Below are 19,062 nucleotides of genomic sequence, written 5' to 3'. Positions count from 1 at the left end.
GGGGCACCGGACGTCCGGTGCCCCTCTTCCGTTCCGCGTCACCGCTCAGAAGTCGGCGACGTCCACCAGGACCCGGCCGATCGTGCCCTCCTGCACCGCCTGCTGAGCCTCGGCGGTCTTCTCCAGGGCGAAGCGGTGCAGCGGCAGTCCCGCCTCCTCCCCCACCCGGAGAGCACCCGCCGCCACGGCCGCGGTGAGGTCGGCCACCGCCTGGGCCTTGGCGCGGGGCGGGACGGCGTACACGAGCAGTCCCTGCCAGCGGGTGCCCGCGATGAACTGGTCGAAGACCGGCAGGGTGAGGGTGTTGCCGCCGTCGTTGGCGTAGAAGACGACCGTGCCGCCGTAGGCCAGCACCTGCTGGTTCAGCTCCGCGTTGACGGCCGGGGCGACCTCGACGACCAGGTCGATGCCCCGGGGCGCGGCGGCCCGGACGGCTGCGGCCGCGCCATCGGCGCGATAGTCGACGACATGCTCGGCCCCGGCGGCGCGGGCCAGCGCGGCCTTCTCGGCGCTGCTCACCGTGGTGACCACCGTGGCGCCGGACCACCGGGCCAGCTGGATGGCGGCGTTGCCGACGGCACCGGCGCCGCCCGCCACGAGGACCGTGCGGCCGGTCAGCGTTCCGGGGCCCAGCTGCTCGGGTCCGCCGCCGGGCAGGGTCAGGGCCCGGTGCGCGGTGAACCCCGGGATGCCCAGGCAGGCGCCCAGGTCGAAGGAGGCGGTGTCCGGCAGCGGCACCGCCTGGTGCTCGGGCAGCACCACATACTCCTGCGCGGTGCCGTCGGGGCGCATCCAGGCCGCCTCCCACACCCAGACCCGCCGGCCCACCAGCGCCTCGTCGACGCCCTCGCCGACGGCGTCGATCAGGCCCGCCCCGTCCTGGTGAGGGACCTGCGGCACGGGCAGGACCTGGTCCGGGGCCGCCCCCTTCCAGTCGGTGGGGCCGCCGCCGCGTGCCTTCCAGTCGGTCGGGTTGACGCCCGAGACGCGGATCCGCACCCGCACCTGGCCGGGGCCCGGCTCGGGCAGCGGCCGGTCGAGCAGTTCCAGTACCTCCGGGCCGCCCCTGCGGGCGTATGCGATCGCCTTCATGGAGTTGCGGGGCGCCGGGCCGAACCGGGCGCCCCTCCCCCTTTCCGTGTCGTTCGTGGTCCGCCCCTGCCGGGGCCTTGTGTCCGGCGGGTTCAGCGCGCGGGTGCCAGGGCGCTGAGGGCCCGCAGCGCCCCCTGCGGGCCACCGCCCGTCTCGGGTGCGGGCAGAAGATGCAGGAACGGCGTGTCGATGCCGGCCTCGACGAAGCGCGCGATGTGCGCACGGCACTCCTCGGGACTGCCGTGGACGAGCAGGTCGTCCACCACCTCGTCGGGGACGGCGTCCGCCGCCCGCGCCGGGTCGCCGTCGGCCCAGGCCTGCCAGGTGGCCTTCAGGGCGTCCTCCCGGCCGAGCCAGGCGTGGAAGGCCGAGTACGTGCGTGCGTTGAGGATGCCCACCAGCAGCCGGCGGCCCATCTGCCGCGCGTACGTCCGGTCGCGGGTCGGGCACACATACAGGCGGGCGACGAGTTCCTTCCCGGGGCGAGCCGGCCCGAGCGCGTCGGCCACCGCCGGAACGTCCCCGACGGCGAGGAAGTTGGTGATCGCGCCGTCGGACTCGCGGGCCGCGAGCCGGAGCATGCCGGGGCGCAGTGCGCCGATCATCACCCGGGGCCGTCGCACCGGTACGTGCGGCAGCCGGAACCCGTCGATGGTGAAGCTGTCGAAGCGGCCCCGCACGGTCCGCCCGTCGAAGGCGTGCCGCAGGAAGCGTGCCGTGTCCCGCACCCGCCGGTACGGGTCGGCGGAGGAGATGCCGTTGATCCGGTCGACGAACGGCGGCCCCGAGGAGCCGATGCCGACCACCACCTCGCCCTGCGCGGCCTCGGCCAGGGTGGCCGCCGTCATCGCCAGCAGCGCCGGGCCCCGGGTGAACGCGGGCACCACCGCCGTACCGAGGCGCAGTCCGGGTGCCCAGGCGGCGGCGAGAGCCAGCGGGGTGAAGCCGTCGTGCCCGGCTGCCTCGCCCGTCCACACGTCGGTGTAGCCCAGGCCGGCGAGTTCGCGCAGCAGGGGCTCGTGGTCGGGAAGGGGGACGCCGATCAGCGGAATGTTGACCCCGTAGCGCACGATGGCAGGCCTCTGGATCGCCGGGGACGGATGGTCACAGGGAGCGTAGTGCGCGCCGCCGTGCGCGGTGACCTGGTCGCGGGACGGGGATACGCCCCGTTCGCAGGTACGGTCCGGCGCCGGGCGAGCCCCGTCCAAGACCCGAAGACGCGCCCGGCCCGGGTCCGCAGACTGGGAGGAACCGACGGGTGTCCGCAGGGGCGCCCGGCAGAGGGGAATCGCCATGAGCAGCAGTCAGCAGGAACCGACCGCCTTCCCGTTCCCTCCCGGCCCGCTCGGCGAGCCGCCGGCCGAGCTGTCCGGCCTGCGGGCCACGTGCCCGGTCAGCCGGGTGACACTGCCCAGCGGGGACGGGGCGTGGGTGGTGAGCGGGTACGACGAGGTGGTCACGGCGCTGACGGACCGGCGCCTGTCCCGGGCGGCGCTGCGGGAACCCGGCGCTCCCCGGATGGTCAAGGGCCCGGACTTCGGGGACAACCCCTACAGCATCTTCAACCTCGACGGCGCCGACCACGCCCGGCTGCGCCGGCTGATCGCGGGGGCGTTCGCGCCGCGCCGGGCCGGGGAACTGCGCGGCCGGGTGCAGGAGATCACCGACGAGCTGGTCGACCGGGTGGCGGCCCTGCCCCAACCCGTCGACATCTACCACGAGTTCTGCTCCGTCCTGCCGATCTGGGTGGTCTGCGAGATCGTCGGGGCGCCGCTGGAGGACCGCGACCAGATCAAGACGTGGACCGAGACGCTGATGAGCGTCGGCTCCAACGAACAGCGGCTGGCCACGCGGGAGGCGTTCACCGCGTACGTCCGGGAGCTGGTGGCGGCGCGCCGCGCGGAGCCCCGGGACGATCTGCTCAGCGCGCTGGTGCAGGCCCGGGACGACGACGACCGGCTCTCGGAGGCCGAACTGTCCTGGCTGGGCGCGGAGTTGCTGCTGGCCGGCCATGACACCACCGTGAACACCATCGGCCGGGGCATCTTCCAGCTGCTGCGGCACCGGGACCAGTGGGAGCTGCTCACCGCGCGGCCCGAGGAGCTGACCGCTCCCGCGGTGGAGGAGATCTTCCGGTACGCCCCGCCGTCCGACGTCGGCCTGATGCGGGTGGCCCTGGACGATGTGGAGCTGGCGGGCACCCCGATCCGCAAGGGCGAGGGGGTCATCCCGCTGATGCACGCCTCCTCGCGCGACGAGCGGCACTTCGCGGAGCCGGAGCGGTTCGACATCACCCGTGCCGAGAACCGGCACATGGTGTTCGGATACGGCCCCCACCACTGCCCGGGTGCGGGTGTGGCGCGCATGGAACTCCAGGTCGCCTTCGGCACCCTGGCGCGGCGGCTGCCCGGCCTCAGGCTCGCGGTGGACCCCGGGGAGGTCCGGTGGATCGGCGGCCACATCACGCTGCGCACGGACGGGCTTCCGGTCACGTTCTGAGACAGCGGTCGAGCACGGGACGCGCGCTCGGGCGGACCTCGCGGACCGTCTCCAGAAAGGCGCGCAGCACCGGGGAGCGGTCCCTCGCGTGGCAGGACAGCACGAGGTCGGGCAGCTCCACGTGCGGGCGGATGTCGCAGATGCGGATGTCGGGCCGGGCCAGCGGCCGTACACACGAGGGACCGAGGCCGACGCCCACGCCGCAGGCGGCCAGCCCCATGATGGTGTGGATGTCGCGGGCGTAGGTGACCGGCGCGGGAAGCCCGCCCGGAGCGGTGAGGACCGACCGCAGGCGGGCCAGCGAGGCCGGTTCCTCGTCCTGCGGCGCGAGCACGAGAGGGCGGCCGGCGAGCTGTTCCGCGTCGAGGTGCGGCCGCCCCGCGAACGGGTCCGTCGCGGCGACCAGCGCGACCAGGTGATCACGGCCCACCGGCGCCGACACCAGCGCCTCCACGCCGGCTCCGCGGGGCGCGCCCCGGGAGACCACCACGTCGAGTTCGCCCCGCACCAGCGCCCGGACGCCGTGCGCGGTGGACATCTCGTCCAGGTGCAGCTGTACGCCGGGCCGTTCGGCACTGAACCGGCGCAGCACCTCGGGCAGCAGCTCCACCAGCGCCGATCCGATGAAGCCGAGGCGCAGCCGCCCGGTCTCGCCGCGGGCCGCGCGCCGCGCGTCGTCGGCGGCCCCCGACAGCTCGTCGAGGACACGGCGGGCACGGGCCAGAAAGGCCTCGCCGGCCGCGGTGGGGAACACACCGTGCGCGGTGCGGTCGAACAGGCGGGTGCCGATGTCCCGCTCCAGCGCGGCGATCTGCTTGGACAGCGGTGGCTGGGCTATCCCGACGGCCGCGGCGGCACGTCCGAAATGCTGGTGTTCGGCCAGGGCCAGGGCATAGCGCAGGTGCCGGACGTCCATGGTTCATCATATCCGTGGGGTATCGCGAAGGGCCCGGCCAGATATGGGAGTTGATCGGGCGGGTGCGGTGGAGTGGAGTGGGAACGTGCCGAACACTCGCCCCACGGCCCTCGCGGTCCTGCTCGCGTCCACCTTCATCCAGTTGCTCGACACGACGATCGTCAATGTCGCCGCCCCCGACATCGGTGCGGAGCTGCACACCGGCGACGGGCAGCTCGTTCTGGTCTCGGCCGCCTACACGGCCGGATTCGCCGCGACGCTGCTGCCGGCCGGGCGGCTGGGCCACCGGCACGGTCCGCGGCGGGTGTTCGCCCTCGGGGTCGCGCTGTTCACACTGGCCTCGGCCGGCTGCGGCCTGGCACCGACGGCCGAGGTGCTCATCGGCATGCGGCTGGTGCAGGGCATCGGTGCCGGGGTGATGGCCCCGCAGGCGCTGTTCGCGATCTCCGCCCTCTGGCAGGGGGCGGCACACCGCCGCGCCATCGGCTGGTACGGGGCGACGATGGGCCTCGCCTCCGTGCTCGGTCCGGTGCTCGGGGCGCTGCTGACCGAATCCGACGTCGCCGGCACCGGATGGCGGGCGATCTTCGCGATCAACCTTCCGGTCGGGGCGGCGGTGCTGCTGGCCCTTCCCCGCTGCGTCCCGGTGCTCGAACGCGACCCCGGGCAGCGGGTGGACTGGCCGACCACGGCCGGGCTCGCCCTCGGACTGCTCGGCCTCGTGCTCGCGATCTCGCTGGCCCGCACCATCGGTGGCGGCCTGCCCTGGCTGTTCGGGGCGGCCGGCGCGGCGGTGGTGGTGGGCGCCCTGGTCCTGCAGGGCCGGGGCGGGCGGCCCGTCACCCTGCCCCTGGGGCTGTGGCGCGGGCCGCGGTTCCGAGCGGGCAGCGCGAGCGCCGCGGCCTTCTTCCTCGCGGTCACCCCGTTCTTCTTCCTGTTCAGCCAGTGGCTGCAGAAGGTCCGGGGAGTCAGCCCGCTGCACGCCGGGCTGCTGCAGATCCCCTGGGCCGTCGGTGCGATCGCCGGTTCCACCCTCGCCGGGCGGCGGGCCCGCTCCCCGCGGCACAGCGTGTACGCGACCGCCCTGGTGGGCGCGAGCCTGCTCGCCCTGGCCCCGCTGCTCCCCCGGGTCTCCCCGGTCGCGCTGAGTCCGGTGCTCCTGGCGGGCGGGATCGGCTACGGCGCCTTCGTGGCGCGGGTGTTCGCCGACACGCTCGACGGGATCCGGCCGGAGCTGCGGGGCGCGGCCTCCGGGGCACTGCCGGCGATCCAGCAGCTGTGCGGTTCGCTGGGCCTGAGCTGCGCGGGTCTGGTGTTCTTCCCGGCCGGGCGGCTCGCGGGCACGTTGTACGGCTACAGCCTGCCGCTGCTGTGCCTGGCGGTACTCGTGTCGCTCACCCTGGCCCGCACCTACCGCCCGGACTGGCCGATTCTCCTCGGTACCGGGCGCAGTCGCCCATGTTGTGATGACGGAGGACGAACGGCCGGAGGAAAGGGCCCAGATGACGGACCGCACGAGCTATGAGAGATCGCTCGAACGAAGCCGTGCGGCCGCGAGCCGCCCGGACCGTCCGGACACCTTCATCCTGGCGGGCCGGGAGTGGGACCTGCTCGACGACGTCTTCGCACCGCCCTTCTCGGCGACGACCGAGAAGGCGATGGAGGTCCTGGGACTCACCGGCGAGGGGCCGTCCTTGCTGCCGGCCGGCGGATCGTTCCTGGAGGTCGGTTCGGGGACCGGGGTCATCGCGGTGACGGCGGCGCTCCGCAACGCCGGCCGGGTGGTGGCCACGGACATCAGTCCGCAGGCGGTGGAGAACACCCGCCGCAACGCCGTACGGCACCACGTCGAGGACCGGCTGACCGCGGTGCGCAGCGACCTGTTCGCCGCCCTGGACCCCGGCGACCGCTTCGACTGCGTCTACTGGCACTCCAACTTCGTGCTGGCCCCGGACGAGTACCGCTACCGGACCGACCACGAGCGGGCGTACGTCGATCCGGGCTACCGGGCCCACCAGCGCTATCTGGTGGAGGCTCCCTTACGGGTGGCCGCCGGCGGTGCGGCCCTGCTGCAGTTCAGCGACCGCGGCGACCTGGACCGGCTGACGGACCTCGCCACCGCCCACGGGCGCGTGCTGAAGGTGCTGGACCGGCGCGCCTTCCTGGAGGGCACCGAAACGCTGGAGCACATCCTGCTGGAGATCAGAGCGATGGCGTAGCCGGCGACAGCCGTCGCCCTCGGCAGAGGCCACGGCGAGGGCCGGTCATCCGGCGTACGGCACTATCGCTGCCCGCTTCCGGCGTGGCGGGGGCCGAAGCGTGCGGTGGGACGTATCCGCGGTATGCGGGGGATCAGCGCCGGGACCTCGGCCCGGTAGGCGTCGTAGGCGGGGCCGAACTGCGCGGCCATCAGGCCGTCCTCGACCTTGACCCGCCGCAGCAGCCAGGGCACGGCGACCACCAGGTAGGCGATCCGGACGCCGAAGCCTTCGGCCAGCATGGCGCCGGTGACCAGGCCGAGCAGGCCGGTGTAGATGGGGTGGCGGACCAGGCGGTAGGGCCCGTCGGTCCGCAGCTCGTGGTGTTCCTGGACCGTCGGGATGCTGGCCCACATCGTGCCCAGCACCCAGCGGGCCCACAGCAGCAGGGCGGTCGAGGCGACGGCGAGCAGGGCACCGAGGACCGCCAGCTCGGGCTGCCAGTACTGCAGGTGACGCCAGAAGCCCCGGGAGTGCCCTATCAGGGCCGAGAACACAGAGACGCCCGCGATCAGCAGCAGCCGGCGCGGCAGCGAGCGCCGCAGTCCGCGCGCCCAGCCGCGCACGCCTCTGTGGCTTCTCACGCCGAAGTAGACGGCGCCCGCGATCCAGGCCGCGAGGAAGACGACCACGCAGACGACGGTGATCAGGACAAGTGCCGAGTGAAGAGTGCCCATGTCTCAAGAATGCTTCGCCCACCCAGTCGATCACCACCGCCCACGGGTCGATGGAGAGATCTCCACCTGTCTCCATCCACGGATGGAGAACCCGTCGGGCCCACGAGCGGACCTGCGGAGCGCACCACGCCGCTCGATGCGGCAAATCCCCTGCGGTACCGGGCAGTTCGGGCGTGTCCCGGGCGCGCCGCTGCTAGCCTGCGCGCAGGTACCGGGGTGGGACAGGGAGGAGCTGAACGCCGTGGTTCATGCGTTCGCCGTGTACCGGGACGCCATGCGCGAGGCGTGGGGCGACTGGTGGCTGGCCTGGCCGCTGCTCCAGAAGGTCGCCGTGGGTGACGTCCTGCACGAGTCCCGGGGGTCCGTCCGCCCGGCCGGGACCCTGGCGGACCGCCGCGTCCCCTTCGCCGAGACGGCACCCGAGGCCCGCGGCGCGTTCGTGTACGACGCCGGTGGCGGGATCGACCTGCGCTTCAAGGCGTCGGGCACCACCGACCCGCTCTTCTCCGCCCTGGCCGACGCGGACGCCGGGGCGCTGCTGCGGTTCGCCCGGCAGCGGGCCGCCCTGGTGGCGTACCGGGGCCTGGCCGGGAGCGGGATTCCGGACACCCGTGCCCTGGCCGGTGCGCTCGTGCGCCGTTACTGGGAGGGCCGGTGGGACGCCGGGCTGCTCGCCGTGACCGAGGTGGTACGGGCCGAGGCCGCCGCCGTGCTGGTGGCCGCCGAGGCGGGCGCCTCGGCCGAGCTGCGCCTGGCCACGTCCGTGGGCGCCGGGCCGCTGCGCCTGCTCGACCTGGCCGGCTCGGCACAGGTCGCGCAGGGTCGGCACCTGGGTTTCCAGTGGATCGGCGAGGCCCTCACCCCGCTCTTCCGGGTCGTGCGGCTGCGCGGCACCTGGCTCGGCGGGGTGCGCGAGGAGTACGGACCCGTGCAGCCCGGCCGCGGTCTCGACGCCGAGCCGGTACCGCCACTGCTGATGGAGCAGGCCGCCGACGACCCGTCGGCCGTCCTCGAATCCCCGCACCAGCCCGCCACGGAGCCGGAGCCCCATCCCGATCCGCAGCCGGAGGCCGGGCGCGAGCCGCAGCCGGGGCCCGCGGCCGAGTCGAAGCCGGAGCACGCGCCCGAGCCGGCCCGGGACACGTCCTGACCACCCCGGCCCCGGCCCCCGCCCCGCTGTCCGCCCGGCGCGCCGCCGCACGTCGGCACGCGGTCGCCGGGCTGGAGGAGGAGCTGTGCCGGTGGGAAGGTGCGAGCCGCGCCGGCGGACCGCTGGAGAAGCACCGCAGCCAGGTGGACGCGGTGCTCACGCTGCTAGGCGTCGGCGTGGCAGACGTACGCGCCCGGCTCACCGACGGGCGGGCCGAGGAGGTGCCCGGCCGGGTCCTGGACCTTCACCATGTGTGGGACTTCTACCGCACCCGGTTCCTGCTGCGCCGCGTCCGCGAGTACCGCCGCTTCCTGGACGTCGCCGACGAGTTGGCGTGGGAGTGCTACGGCCCGGTCCTGGGGCTCGCCGGTGCCCGCCCCAAGGAGCCCCCGCTGGTCGGATTCAGCCGCGCGGCCGCGCCGCGCGCCCATCGCCGGGGCAGCGCCTACCACGATCTGCTGCCCCGCGGCGGCATCCACACCCGCGAGGGCCGCGAGGCCGCGGCGCGGCTGCCGTTCCCGGTCATCGACGTGCCCTGGTCCTTCGGCGCGCATCTGCCCGCCCTGCTGACGGTGGCGCACGAGGCCGCGCACCACATCGACGACGACTGCGGTCTCGGCGAGGAGATCCGCCGCCGGGTGGCCGCGGCCGGGCTGCCCCCGGACCGGTCCGTCCACTGGGAGCGCTGGGCGGGCGAGGCGTTCGCCGATGTGTGCGCCGCCGTACTGTGCGGGCCCGTCTACGCCGCCGTACTCGCGGAGCTGCTCGACACCGGGGACGAGGTGGACGAACGGGACTACGACGGCGCCCATCCGCCGCCCGGGGCCCGGCTGCGGCTGGCCGGTGCCGCCGCCCGGCCGGCCATGCACCCGGGCGCTCCGGACGACAGCGAAGAAGAGCTTGAGGACGCTCACGAGGCCGACCGCGAGGCCCGTGTCGTGGCCGGTGCGCTGGTGGAGGGCGGCTGGGCCGGGCTGGACGGGCTGTCGCTCCCCGCGCTGTTCGCCGCCGGCCGGCGCCCCGGCCGTACGGACGTGTCCGAGGGAGCGCGGCGGCTGCTGGCGGGCGGCCCGTCCCGGTGCGCCTCGGCGGCCGAGGTGCTGGCCGCGGCCGCGCTCGCCTTCCAGAGCGACCCCGCCGGGTACGACGGGCGGGACGTCGGGGAACGCGCCGTGGCCGAGGTGCTGCGCCTGCGGTCCGTCGGCGACCGGGCCGTACCGCCCGCGGACCCCTCGGCCGGTGACCGCCACCGGGCACACCTGGCGGCAGGTCGTGCCGTGCTGGCCGCGTTCGGCGCCCCGGCTGATCCAAGTCGGACGATTTCCGGGTGAGTTGAGCAGGCCGGAAGCTACCCTGACGAAGGAGCACCGACCGGACGGGGGACCGTACATGGGCATGCAGTGGACGCCGGCGGTCCTCCACCGGCAGCGGCACGGACGGGTGCAGTGCGTGCTGTGCCCCTTCCGCTGTGCGCTGAAGGACGGCGAGACGGGCCTGTGCGGGGTGCGCCGCCGGACCGGGGACCGGCTGGAGACCGCGACCTTCGCGTCGTCCGTGCGGCACTGGGACACCGTCGAGCGCAAGCCGCTGTACCACTACCGGCCGGGCACGCCCTGTCTCACCCTGGCCGCGCCCGGCTGCACCTTCGCCTGCGACTACTGCATCAACCACCGCATGTCCCAGTACGGCAGGGTGGACTCGGTCCGCTGGGACGCCGCGCCGGTGGACCCTCAGGACGTGGTCGGGGAGGCCGCCGGGCGCTCGGGATGTATCGCGATCTCCTACACCGAACCCTCGCTGGCCATCGAACTCACCACCGCACTCGCCGAGTCGGGGCGGCCGGTCGGGGTGGACGTGGTGTGGAAGAGCAACGGCTTCCTCACCGCCGAGGCCGTCGATCTCGCGGCGCGCCATGTCGCCGCCGTCAACGTCGATGTGAAGACCCTCGACGAACACGACCACCGCGCACTCACCGGCGCCCGGCCGGGCCCGGTGCTCGACGCCCTCACCGGGCTGCGCGAACGCGGTGTCTGGGTGGAGGTGTCGACCCCGCTGATCCCCGGACTCACCGCGGGCCCGGGCACGTTGCGCCCGATCGCCCGGGCGCTGGCCGCGCTGGACCCCGCGATCCCCTGGCATCTGGTCCGGGCCACCCCCGCCCACCGCCGCACCGGGCACGCGCCCACGCCGGTGGCCGACCTGGCGGCCGGGGTGCGGATCGGGCACGAGGAGGGGCTGCGGCATGTGTACGTCGAGCGGGCCCTGGGCGCCGGCGGACGGGCCACCCGGTGCCCGCACTGCCGTACCACCGTGGTGGCACGGGACATCTGGGCGCTCGGCGAGAACGCCCTCGACGACGGCCGGTGCCCGCGGTGCGGCACCGCAGTGGAAGGACGATGGTGACCCCATGCCCGAATACCGGATGGTCGAGCACGTCCCCGACCTGATCCAGCCCGAGGAGTACGAGCAGCATCCCGAGGGGCGCCTGGTGCGGATCAGCATCAGCGTGGACGGCTCAGGCGTCCAGGTGCTCGGGGACGCCTTCCGGCCCGAGGTGCTGGAACAGCTGCTGGAGAGGCTGGGCCCCGACGCGATCGAGCAGATGCTCTGCGGCTGACCGGCGGCCTCAGTCGTCCGACAGCAGTGCCGTCAGCGCCGCCCGCAGTTCCTCCGGTGAGGGTTCCGGCGGCAGCACATGGCGGTGCCGGGCCGGCTCCCGCCACGGGATGTGCGGGTAGTGCACGCGCAGTTCGCGCAGTCCCGGTCGCGGGGCGGGCCGCAGGTACGGATGGGACAGCAGCACCATCCGGGGCGGCCCGGACATGTCGGCGGTGAGCCGGGCGGCCACCACCTCGGCCTCCCGGAACGCCGTCGGCGCGTCACCCGCCGTCAGCGGGCCGGCGGCCCACACCTGGACCAGGTCCTCCGGGCCCTGGAGGATCCGCGACCGCCAGGGCTCGCCGAGCGGCACCAGGGCGCAGGGCCGCCCCAGCCGGAGCACGGTGGCGGCCATCAGATGGGCGGCGAGCCGCAGCACGGATCCGACCTTGCCGTGCGTGGCAGGTGTGTCGTCCAGCAGCAGCACCAGGCCGTGCGGATCGCGCGGCAGCCGGCCGCTGCTGGTGCGGTACAGCAGCTCCTCCCGGGCGTGCCGGGCTCTGAGCAGCTCGGTGGGCAGGGCGAGTTGGGTGGGCAGCAGCCGGTTGGCGGGGCCGTGCCGGGCGAGTCCGGAGCGGCCGGTGCCGCCCGCGCCGCCCGTGGCGAGGCCGGTGTCGCCGTCCAGCAGCCTGAGGCCCAGCAGGGCGCGCTGCGCGGGTCCGGGCGGGGTGAGGGAGAGCGGCAGCCGGCGCATCCGGGCCGGCAGGGTGGGGTCGGCGGCGACCGCCTCGGGGCCGAGGATGCGCAGCAGTGCCACCAGCCGGTCGTCCACCGTGCCCAGTGCCGCGGTCAGTTCGGTGAGGGTGGGGGCCGATCTGCGGGCGGGGATCGAGGAGCCGGTCAGCGCCCGGCCCAGGGCCTGGGCGAGTTCGGCCGGGGTGACCTCGGGCGGGGCCAGATAGGCCGGGCCGGCGGGCAGGTCAGCGACCAGCAGCAGCGCCAGTCCCGCCAGGGCGGGCCCGGGCCAGCCCAGTTCGCGCAGCGCGTGCAGGCCGCGGTGGTCGGCGAGGGTGCGCAGCCGGGGCGGGGTGGTGCCGTGCAGCAGTGCCAGCACGTCCGCGAGCAGGTCAAGCGGCACGCCGAACCCGTGGACGGCCGCGAGCACGGCGAGCCGGATCAGTTCCTCCTGGCCGTTCGGCGGGACCGGGGCGGCGGCGGTGCGCTGGCCGCCGGTGAACAGCTCCCACAGGATCGCGCCGCCGGAGTTGTAGGTGGCCGCGAGCTGGTCGCCGACCGGTGACCAGCGCAGCGTCCACAGATGACCGCCGACCCCGTCGGGCGGCACGAGCACCCGGATCCGGCGCGCCTCCTGGGCGTCCCAGACCTCCGCCACCGAGTCCTGCTCGGCGGACGCGAACGCCAGCAGCCGGGAGTCGGCGCACCAGGACAGCGCGGGCGCCCAGTCCCGGCCGCCGGCCTCGCCGAAGGGCTGCCGCCGCTTCCAGGTGCCGGTGTCCCAGAGCACGACGGGGCCGCCGGCGCTGCCCGGTGTGGCGGCCAGCCGGCTGCCGTCCGGGGACCAGGCCACCCGGCACACCATGGCCCGCGGGTCGGGCCAGTCCAGGACCTGCACCCGGCGGCACCGGCCGGTGGGTCCGGCGTTCCAGACGATGATCCGGCCGCGGGTGCCGGCCGCGAGGAGACGGCCGTCCGGGGACCAGGCGGGCCGGCGCACCCCGTCCTCCACGGGCAGCCGCTGCGGGCCGCCGCCGTCCTGGGCCAGGTCGTGCACCAGCAACTGCCGCGGGTCGGGGCCGGGTTCGGGCGCCGCCCAGCGCAGGGGGCGTACGGGGTCGGCGGCGACCGCCTGCCCCGCCGTGCGCTCGGCGAGCACGGCGCCGTCGTCAGGGTCCACCAGCCGGTTGACGCCCCGCTCGTAGTGCGCGGCCAGTACCAGCAGCGGGCGGTCGCCCGCCAGGCAGGCGGCGTCGTACCAGCCGTGCGGGAAGCTCGGCACGGGTGCCTCGCCGAGCGGGCGCGTGGCGTCGGCGGCGTACGCGAGGATGCGGCCCGGGCCCGACTCGCACCAGTGCCGGGTGCCGTCCGGCGACCATGCGAGGGCCGGTGCGACACAGGCCAGTCCGGCCTCGGGCAGCCGCAGCGCGCGCAGCACCCCCGGGGGCCGCTCCCCGCTGCGGGTGTGGACCTTGCCGACGGTGAGGCCCATCGCGTTGGCCCAGCGGCGCAGCGCGGCCGGGTCCCGGTGCCGGTGCGGGCGCGGCACCGCGCCGGACGGCTCCCACACCGCCACGGTGTCCGCGTCGAGCCGGGCGGCGAACAGCCCGCTCGCCGACAGGCTCAGCGCTCCGGGCCCGGTCACCTGGGCCGGCAGCCTGCCCAGGGCGTCGAGGCGCGGGCCGAGGACGCGCAGCCCCTCCAGCTCGGAGCCGGCGATGAGCAGCGAGCCGTCGTGGCTGAAGGTCAGCGCGTCCATGCGGTACGGCACGAACTCCCGCCGCAGCTCGCGGCCGGAGGCCGCGTCGAGCAGCCGCAACCCCGCGTAGTCCTCGACGGCGATCGCCCGCCCGTCCGGCGAGCAGGCCACTCGGCGCAGCCCCTGGAAGAGCCCGCCGAGCGTGCCCGTCATGGTGCCGCCGTGCGGTTCCCACAGCTGGGCGGAGGTGGCCGTGGCCACGCACAGGGTGTGCTGCCGGCCCGGGATCCAGCACACCTCCACCACCGGGTCGACCCCGCGCAGCCGGGTCACCGTGCCTTCGGCCCGGTACAGCAGCAGGACGTCGCCGCTGCGCAGGCCCACCGCCAGCAGCCGGGCGTCCGGTGCCAGGGCGAGGGCCGTGATCTCGCCCTCGGTGTGCAGCTGCGCGGGCAGTTCCACGGGTTCGCCGGTGTCGGCGTCGAGGAGGACCAGGTGGCCCGCGCCGAGCAGGAACAGCCGGTCGCCGTCGGGGGTCCACACCGCCGCGTCGGTGCCCGGGTACCGGCCGGCTCCGCGCGGCGGGCCGGGCCAGGGCAGCCGCCATACGGCGCGGCCCTCGTCGTCGTGGCGGACCACGGCGCCGTCGTGCACCACGACCAGTCCGGTGCCGTCCGGCGACAGGCACAGGCAGCGGGCGTCGGCCGCGGGCACGGTGAGGATGTGCTGGGCGCTCCAGGCGCCGGCCGGCGGTGTGCTCACAGGCCCTCGCCCAGCTCGGCCGCGGCCCGCTCGTACATCTGGGCGGCGCGCTGGAAGTGGCCCGCCTGCTCCAGCAGTTCGGCGGCCTTGCGGTACTCGCCGCGCAGGGAGTGCTCCATGGCGACCTGGTTCAGCCGCCGGCGTTCCGCTTCCGGGGTGCGGGCCACGGCCGGTGCGGACGGCTCCGGTTCGGGCATCGCGCCGGCCAGCCGGTCCAGCAGCTCCCGCGCGGGCTCGGACAGCCCGGCCGCGAAGGCGGGCGGCGCGGGCATCCACAGCTGCCAGGCGGGGCGTACGTCGGCCAGGCGCAGCCGCCAGGAGCCGCCGCGGCACAGCACGGTGATGACGTCGGGGCTGAGGCCGAGGACCTCGTCGCGTGCGGTGTCCGGCAGCGGCGGGTTCAGGACGCAGCCGCTCTCCAGGTACAGGGCGCCCGGTCCGGCCTGGTGGACGGGTGTGCCGAAGGGCAGGGCCTGGCACAGCCCTGGCGGTTCGGTCACCAGGTGGCGGCCCGGTCCGAACGCGACCACGGCGGTCTCGTGCAGCGGCCGGGTGCGCAGGAAGCGGCGCAGCGCGTCGAGTTCGCCGTCCGCGACCAGCACGGCGTCGACCCGGTGCGGGGCGCGCGCGCTGGTCACCAGGCGGACCGGCAGCGGCGGCCCGAGAGCGGGCACGGGCACGGGGGTGCGGACCGGCGGGGCGGGGCTCAGCACCGGGCCCGCGTCGAGGAGTTCACCGGCGGCCGGCTCGCCTACCGGCCGCCACTGCCAGGGCGGTCCGGACAGGGCGCCCTCCACGACGAGATGCCGTCCGGGCGGGATCTCCTCCAGCAAGGCCGCGTCGTCCAGCGGGAGCCGCAGCCTGAGGTCGATCAGGACGCGGCAGTCCGGGTCGGCGGCCCGGCAGGCCACGGGTCCCGGCAGCCGGCCGCAGGCCTCGACGAGTCCGGCGGGTACGGCGCCGTCCTCGGCGCGCAGCCTGAGCAGCAGCCAGCCGACGTCCGCCCGGCCGTCCGTGCCGAGCCGCTCGACCGGTGTGAAGGTGGTCGCGACGCCCGAGGCGAGGCAGCGGCGCAGCAGCCAGCGGCCCAGCGCGCCCGGTGCGAGGACGGCGACCTCCTTCAGGCCGGCCGGCGCAGCGGCCAGCGGGCTGTGGGCGGCCAGTTCGGCGAGGGAGACCGGCTCCCATCCGGCGACGGTGGACAGGTGGCCGATGGACTGCGGGACGGGTACGGCCGACTCGTCGGGCCACAGCAGGCCGTCGGTGTCGGCCTGGCAGACCAGGCCGCCGTAACCGGGCGCCAGTTGCAGGCCCGGCTGGTGTCCGGGGGTGAGCAGCGCCCATACGGAGTGGTCGTGGGGCGATCTGCGCAGGCCGGGCGGGCCCAGTTCCACGGTGGCCGCGGTATGTCCCAGGGCGGCGCGGGGGGACGGGAACCGGACCACGGCCGACCACCCGGCCTCGCCCCGCTCCCCCGGCTCGCCGGCCGGCGGTTCGTCGGGTGGCGCGGGCGGCATGGTGTGGTCCTGTGGGGGCACTCGGACCGCCCGGAAGCGCGGCTCGGCGGGCGGAGCTGCCGGCCGGGCGGGGAACACGGGTGGGAGTGTGCGCTTCTTGCGCGGCCAAAGAGTACTCATGGATCCCCCGATGTACGGATCTGGTGGTGCCGCTCGCCTAGGTGTGTGCCGGGCCCGGCGGCGCGGGTCCGGTGGGTACGCCGGTGGTGTCGCCGAGGGTGCGGGCGGCCCAGTGCTGCCAGCGGTCGGCGCAGCCGGTGACGCGGGCCCGGTAGGAGGCGGCGAACACCAGCGCGGCGAGGTCCGGGCGGCGGATGTGGTCCGCCGCGGTGACCGCCCACTGCTCGACCTCGGTCCGCTCCCGGGCCGGGGTGAGCGAGCCGATGCGCTCCGGTACGGCCGTGAGGGTGCGCAGCAGGGGGGCGCTGTGGCCGTAGGCCCGGGACGCGGCGAGCTGCCGGCCGATCCGGCACCGCAGCTTCTCGCCCGGTGTCTGCGCCCGTGCTGTCGCGAACAGTTGCTCCGCGGTGGCGTACGACCGGGTCCGGGTGACCAGCGTCCAGCCGGCGCTCAGCAGGTCGCCGCCCCGCTCGAAGCACTCGGCCGCCGCCTCGAACCGGCGTGCCGACAGCAGGCATTCGGCGGCGCGGCCGGGCCGGCCGCCGCGCATCCAGTGGTCGGCGGCCCGCACCGGGTCCCCGGCCTGTTCCCACAGTTCGGCCGCCTTCAGCGGATGGCCCGCCTCGTCGTGGCAGCGGGCGGCCTGCGCGTAGTCGCCCGTCTGCTCGTAGCAGTGGGCTGCGCGCGCCAGGAGGTCGGGGGGTCTGGTCATTCGCGGGCACGCCTCGGCTCGCGGTGCTCCTCGGCGCCGGCCGGATCGGTCTGCGCGGGCACCTGCCATGCCTGCGGCTCGCGCTCCCGGTCGGCCACCGCCTCCGCCACGCCGGGCCTGCGGTCCAGCACCCGGCCGAGCGCGTAGGCGATCTCGTCGTGGGTGGCGTCGTGGTCCTCGATCCGGGTGGTGCGGCCGATGTCGTCCACCTGGAACAGCTCGACCTCGCCGGTCTCGGCGTTGTACCGGAACTCGACCCTGACCCGCATCGCTCAGGCCTCCATCTCGAACTGGATGTTGAGTGTGCCGCCCGTCTCGTCGACCTGGATGTCCTGCACGCCGTGCTCGCGCGCGTACTGCACGATGGCGTCGCGGTACGCCACGGCCAGCACCTCGTGCACGGGGCGCAGAAAACCGGTCCGCGCCTCGGTCAGCCGGGCCTCGGCGTCCCGGTCGAGTTCCCCGCGGCGCCGCTCCACCGCGGCGGCGGCCCTGCGCTCGGCCTCCGCGTGGGCCTCGGCGTCGATCTCGTCGCGCTGTCCGTCGAGCCGGCGCCGGCCGGCGAGCCGCTCCTGTTCCTCCTGGCGGGCGATCTGTTCCGCGGCGTCGCGGTCGGCGCGCTCCTGGGCCTGGGCGCGGGCGGTGCGCTCGGCCACCGACTTGCTCAGGCCCGCCCAGCCGTCGTCGAAGTACTTCGCGGTGTGCTCGGCGCTGGCGTTGACCTCCACCGTGCCCTGCAGGGTGCGGGTCACCTCGGCCTCGGCGGTCACGATGTCGCTCAGCCGGGCGGTCATCTCGATCTCGCCGGTGTCGAGGTGGTAGACGATCGTGCCGCCGTCGATCTCCAGCCGGTAGGTGTCGTCGTGCCAGGTCCACCGGGTGTCGGCGCCGAGCGCGGCCTCGAAGGCCCGGCGGGCCGGGGCGCCGAGCAGGGTCCCGAACTCCTCGCGCAGCGTGGCCTCGCCGGCCACCTCGGCGCTGGCCCGGCCGGTGCGGCGCACCTCTTCCTGCCACATGCGGGTGAGCCGGCTGGAGGCCCGGACGCGGACCCGTCGGGGATTGCACATGCTGGGGTACCCCCTCGTGTGTTCCCGCCCTCACTCGAACTGGTCGAGCAGGGCGTTCACTTCGCCAATGATACGAGACAGCTCTGCTTCGGTCTGTGTGTTCACGGGCGGATGCTCCCTCAACTCCCGTGAAAGATCGGCGAGTTTGTGCAGGCCCTCGACGACGCTCCACTCGCTGGGCTGGCGGTGCGAGGTCAGCGGTGCGCCGATCTCCCGGGCGTCGAGCAGGATCTCGTGGTCGGGGCGGCGCCGCCGGCCCGGCTCCCCGCCGTACTTCTCGACCACGGCCTGTACGGCCTCCTCGACCGTGGTGCGGTCGGCGGGGTCGGTCCAGATGTGGGCCAGCGGCCACAGGTCCACCGGCTCGGCGGTGCGCGACTCGCGCAGCAGCGCGGCTCCGGCGACCAGCTTCAGGCTGCGCACCAGCCGGCGGTCCGAGAGCCGGACTCCCTGGATCAGCAACTGCCGTACCAGTTCGCGGTGTTCGCCGAGGACCGGGTCCAGTTTCACGTCCCTGAGCCGCAGGGTGAGCCGGCCCAGCCGTTCCACGGTCACCGTGCCCGAGGTGTGGTCGCCGCCGGTCCGGGCGGGCGCGCCGCCGGCCCGGGTGTGTTCGGCCGCCTCGACGGCGGCCGTGAACCGGCGGGTCTCGTGCTCCCAGCCCACCTGCAGCAGCCGCTCCAGATCAGTGCCGCCGACCGGTTCGACCTGGAGGCGGATCAGGAACCGGTCGGAGAACGCGGTCAGGCCGGGGTCGTCGGGTATCTCGTTGGTGGCGCCGAGCAGGCTGACCAGCGGGGCGTCCTCGGCCCGTGCGCCGTTGTGGTAACGGCGTTCGTTGAGCAGGGTCAGCAGGGTGTTGAGGATGGCGCTGCTGCCCTGGAACACCTCGTCCAGGAAGACGAGTTCGGCACTCGGCAGCATGCCCTCGGTGCGCACCTGGTAGGTGCCCTGCCGGAACCGCTCGAAGTCCAGCGCGCCGAAGATCTCCGACGGCTCGGTGAACCGGGTGAGCAGATAGCTGAAGCGGCGGGCCTCGATGTGCCGGGCGAGGGCCGAGATCAGCTCGCTCTTGGCGGTGCCGGTGGGGCCGAGCAGCAGCGCGTGCTCCCGGCAGACCACGGCGAGCTGCAGCAGCCGCACGGCACGGTCGCGGCCGACGAACTCGCCGTCGAGCCGCCGCCGCACATATTCCAGGTCCCTGATGGTGTCGACGGTGTCCTGGCCCCAGCTCACCGCGCCTCCTTGCGTGTGTCCTTC

The 19,062-nt window shown here is 75.1% G+C and carries 17 protein-coding genes; 7 read left to right on the top strand and 10 right to left on the bottom strand.

The window, feature by feature from the left end:
- Nucleotides 1–45 precede the first annotated feature (45 nt).
- Together AB0L75_RS39000 and AB0L75_RS38995 are read right to left on the bottom strand one after the other, a co-directional pair.
- The gene (locus AB0L75_RS39000; RefSeq protein WP_365190910.1) at nt 46–1,092 is read right to left on the bottom strand and encodes an NADPH:quinone reductase; all 1,047 of its coding nucleotides are present in this window, start codon (nt 1,090–1,092) and stop codon (nt 46–48) included.
- A gap of 92 nt (nt 1,093–1,184) precedes the next feature.
- Complete coding sequence (locus AB0L75_RS38995; RefSeq protein ID WP_365190908.1) at nt 1,185–2,162, bottom strand: LLM class F420-dependent oxidoreductase; 978 nt, start codon at nt 2,160–2,162, stop codon at nt 1,185–1,187.
- Nucleotides 2,163–2,385: 223 nt separating this feature from the next.
- On the opposite strand from AB0L75_RS38995, the gene AB0L75_RS38990 reads away from it, so the two are divergent.
- Nucleotides 2,386–3,591, top strand: coding sequence for a cytochrome P450 (locus tag AB0L75_RS38990; protein ID WP_365190906.1), 1,206 nt, complete (start codon nt 2,386–2,388; stop codon nt 3,589–3,591).
- On the opposite strand, the gene AB0L75_RS38985 is transcribed toward AB0L75_RS38990, so the two are convergent.
- Nucleotides 3,581–4,507 carry a LysR family transcriptional regulator gene (locus AB0L75_RS38985; protein ID WP_365190905.1) on the bottom strand — a complete coding sequence of 309 codons (927 nt, stop codon included), beginning with the start codon at nt 4,505–4,507 and terminating at the stop codon, nt 3,581–3,583. The genes AB0L75_RS38990 and AB0L75_RS38985 overlap by 11 nt on opposite strands.
- Nucleotides 4,508–4,592: 85 nt before the next feature.
- Between AB0L75_RS38985 and AB0L75_RS38980 the strand changes: the two genes are divergently transcribed.
- The gene (locus AB0L75_RS38980) at nt 4,593–6,032 is read left to right on the top strand and encodes an MFS transporter (protein WP_365190903.1); all 1,440 of its coding nucleotides are present in this window, start codon (nt 4,593–4,595) and stop codon (nt 6,030–6,032) included.
- Nucleotides 6,010–6,726, top strand: a complete 717-nt coding sequence (locus AB0L75_RS38975) for a methyltransferase domain-containing protein (RefSeq protein WP_365190902.1) — start codon at nt 6,010–6,012, stop codon at nt 6,724–6,726. The genes AB0L75_RS38980 and AB0L75_RS38975 overlap by 23 nt, the downstream gene beginning before the upstream one ends.
- A 62-nt stretch (nt 6,727–6,788) precedes the next feature.
- Here AB0L75_RS38975 and AB0L75_RS38970 read toward each other — a convergent pair whose 3' ends face one another.
- Nucleotides 6,789–7,442: an isoprenylcysteine carboxylmethyltransferase family protein gene (locus tag AB0L75_RS38970; RefSeq protein ID WP_365190900.1), complete on the bottom strand. Its 654-nt coding sequence runs from the start codon at nt 7,440–7,442 to the stop codon at nt 6,789–6,791.
- A gap of 241 nt (nt 7,443–7,683) precedes the next feature.
- On the opposite strand from AB0L75_RS38970, the gene AB0L75_RS38965 reads away from it, so the two are divergent.
- The 4 genes from AB0L75_RS38965 to AB0L75_RS38950 all read left to right on the top strand — a co-directional run bounded on the left by AB0L75_RS38965 (nt 7,684) and on the right by AB0L75_RS38950 (nt 11,209).
- Nucleotides 7,684–8,592, top strand: a complete 909-nt coding sequence (locus AB0L75_RS38965) for a hypothetical protein (RefSeq protein WP_365190898.1) — start codon at nt 7,684–7,686, stop codon at nt 8,590–8,592.
- A 152-nt stretch (nt 8,593–8,744) separates the two neighbouring features.
- On the top strand, nt 8,745–9,923 hold the full coding sequence (locus tag AB0L75_RS38960) for a hypothetical protein (protein ID WP_365190897.1): 1,179 nt from the start codon (nt 8,745–8,747) through the stop codon (nt 9,921–9,923).
- Nucleotides 9,924–9,987: 64 nt separating this feature from the next.
- Nucleotides 9,988–10,995 (top strand): AmmeMemoRadiSam system radical SAM enzyme, encoded by a 1,008-nt coding sequence (gene amrS, locus AB0L75_RS38955; RefSeq protein WP_365190895.1) that lies wholly within the window; start codon nt 9,988–9,990, stop codon nt 10,993–10,995.
- A 4-nt stretch (nt 10,996–10,999) separates the two neighbouring features.
- Nucleotides 11,000–11,209, top strand: a complete 210-nt coding sequence (locus tag AB0L75_RS38950; RefSeq protein ID WP_365190894.1) for a radical SAM-modified peptide, FtsH ternary system-associated — start codon at nt 11,000–11,002, stop codon at nt 11,207–11,209.
- A gap of 9 nt (nt 11,210–11,218) precedes the next feature.
- Here AB0L75_RS38950 and AB0L75_RS38945 read toward each other — a convergent pair whose 3' ends face one another.
- The 6 genes from AB0L75_RS38945 to AB0L75_RS38920 form a co-directional block, all read right to left on the bottom strand.
- Nucleotides 11,219–14,386, bottom strand: a complete 3,168-nt coding sequence (locus AB0L75_RS38945; protein ID WP_365190892.1) for a hypothetical protein — start codon at nt 14,384–14,386, stop codon at nt 11,219–11,221.
- Nucleotides 14,383–15,981: a hypothetical protein gene (locus AB0L75_RS38940; RefSeq protein ID WP_365190891.1), complete on the bottom strand. Its 1,599-nt coding sequence runs from the start codon at nt 15,979–15,981 to the stop codon at nt 14,383–14,385. Before AB0L75_RS38940 ends, AB0L75_RS38945 begins: the two co-directional genes overlap by 4 nt.
- 79 nt (nt 15,982–16,060) lie before the next feature.
- A complete protein-coding gene (locus AB0L75_RS38935; protein WP_365190890.1) occupies nt 16,061–16,735 on the bottom strand; it encodes a hypothetical protein in 675 nt (224 codons plus the stop codon).
- Nucleotides 16,732–17,004 carry a hypothetical protein gene (locus AB0L75_RS38930; RefSeq protein ID WP_365190889.1) on the bottom strand — a complete coding sequence of 91 codons (273 nt, stop codon included), beginning with the start codon at nt 17,002–17,004 and terminating at the stop codon, nt 16,732–16,734. Before AB0L75_RS38930 ends, AB0L75_RS38935 begins: the two co-directional genes overlap by 4 nt.
- 3 nt (nt 17,005–17,007) lie before the next feature.
- Nucleotides 17,008–17,802 (bottom strand): hypothetical protein, encoded by a 795-nt coding sequence (locus AB0L75_RS38925; protein WP_365190888.1) that lies wholly within the window; start codon nt 17,800–17,802, stop codon nt 17,008–17,010.
- Nucleotides 17,803–17,832: 30 nt separating this feature from the next.
- Nucleotides 17,833–19,038 (bottom strand): AAA family ATPase, encoded by a 1,206-nt coding sequence (locus tag AB0L75_RS38920; protein ID WP_365190886.1) that lies wholly within the window; start codon nt 19,036–19,038, stop codon nt 17,833–17,835.
- Nucleotides 19,039–19,062 lie beyond the last annotated feature (24 nt).

The organism is Streptomyces sp. NPDC052101, assembly GCF_040680235.1.
Lineage (GTDB): Bacteria > Actinomycetota > Actinomycetes > Streptomycetales > Streptomycetaceae > Streptomyces.
The sequence above is the reverse complement of the archived record's forward strand: the minus strand, read 5'-3'. Positions and strand labels throughout refer to the sequence as shown.

Excerpts from the sequence above, each read along its gene's own strand:
- AB0L75_RS39000 (WP_365190910.1), bottom strand. The coding sequence starts at position 1,092 with ATGAAGGCGATCGCATACGCCCGCAGGGGCGGCCCGGAGGTACTGGAA.
- AB0L75_RS38990 (WP_365190906.1), top strand. The coding sequence starts at position 2,386 with ATGAGCAGCAGTCAGCAGGAACCGACCGCCTTCCCGTTCCCTCCCGGC.
- AB0L75_RS38985 (WP_365190905.1), bottom strand. The coding sequence starts at position 4,507 with ATGGACGTCCGGCACCTGCGCTATGCCCTGGCCCTGGCCGAACACCAG.
- AB0L75_RS38975 (WP_365190902.1), top strand. The coding sequence starts at position 6,010 with ATGACGGACCGCACGAGCTATGAGAGATCGCTCGAACGAAGCCGTGCG.
- AB0L75_RS38970 (WP_365190900.1), bottom strand. The coding sequence starts at position 7,442 with ATGGGCACTCTTCACTCGGCACTTGTCCTGATCACCGTCGTCTGCGTG.
- amrS (WP_365190895.1), top strand. The coding sequence starts at position 9,988 with ATGCAGTGGACGCCGGCGGTCCTCCACCGGCAGCGGCACGGACGGGTG.
- AB0L75_RS38950 (WP_365190894.1), top strand. The coding sequence starts at position 11,000 with ATGCCCGAATACCGGATGGTCGAGCACGTCCCCGACCTGATCCAGCCC.
- AB0L75_RS38935 (WP_365190890.1), bottom strand. The coding sequence starts at position 16,735 with ATGACCAGACCCCCCGACCTCCTGGCGCGCGCAGCCCACTGCTACGAG.
- AB0L75_RS38930 (WP_365190889.1), bottom strand. The coding sequence starts at position 17,004 with ATGCGGGTCAGGGTCGAGTTCCGGTACAACGCCGAGACCGGCGAGGTC.
- AB0L75_RS38925 (WP_365190888.1), bottom strand. The coding sequence starts at position 17,802 with ATGTGCAATCCCCGACGGGTCCGCGTCCGGGCCTCCAGCCGGCTCACC.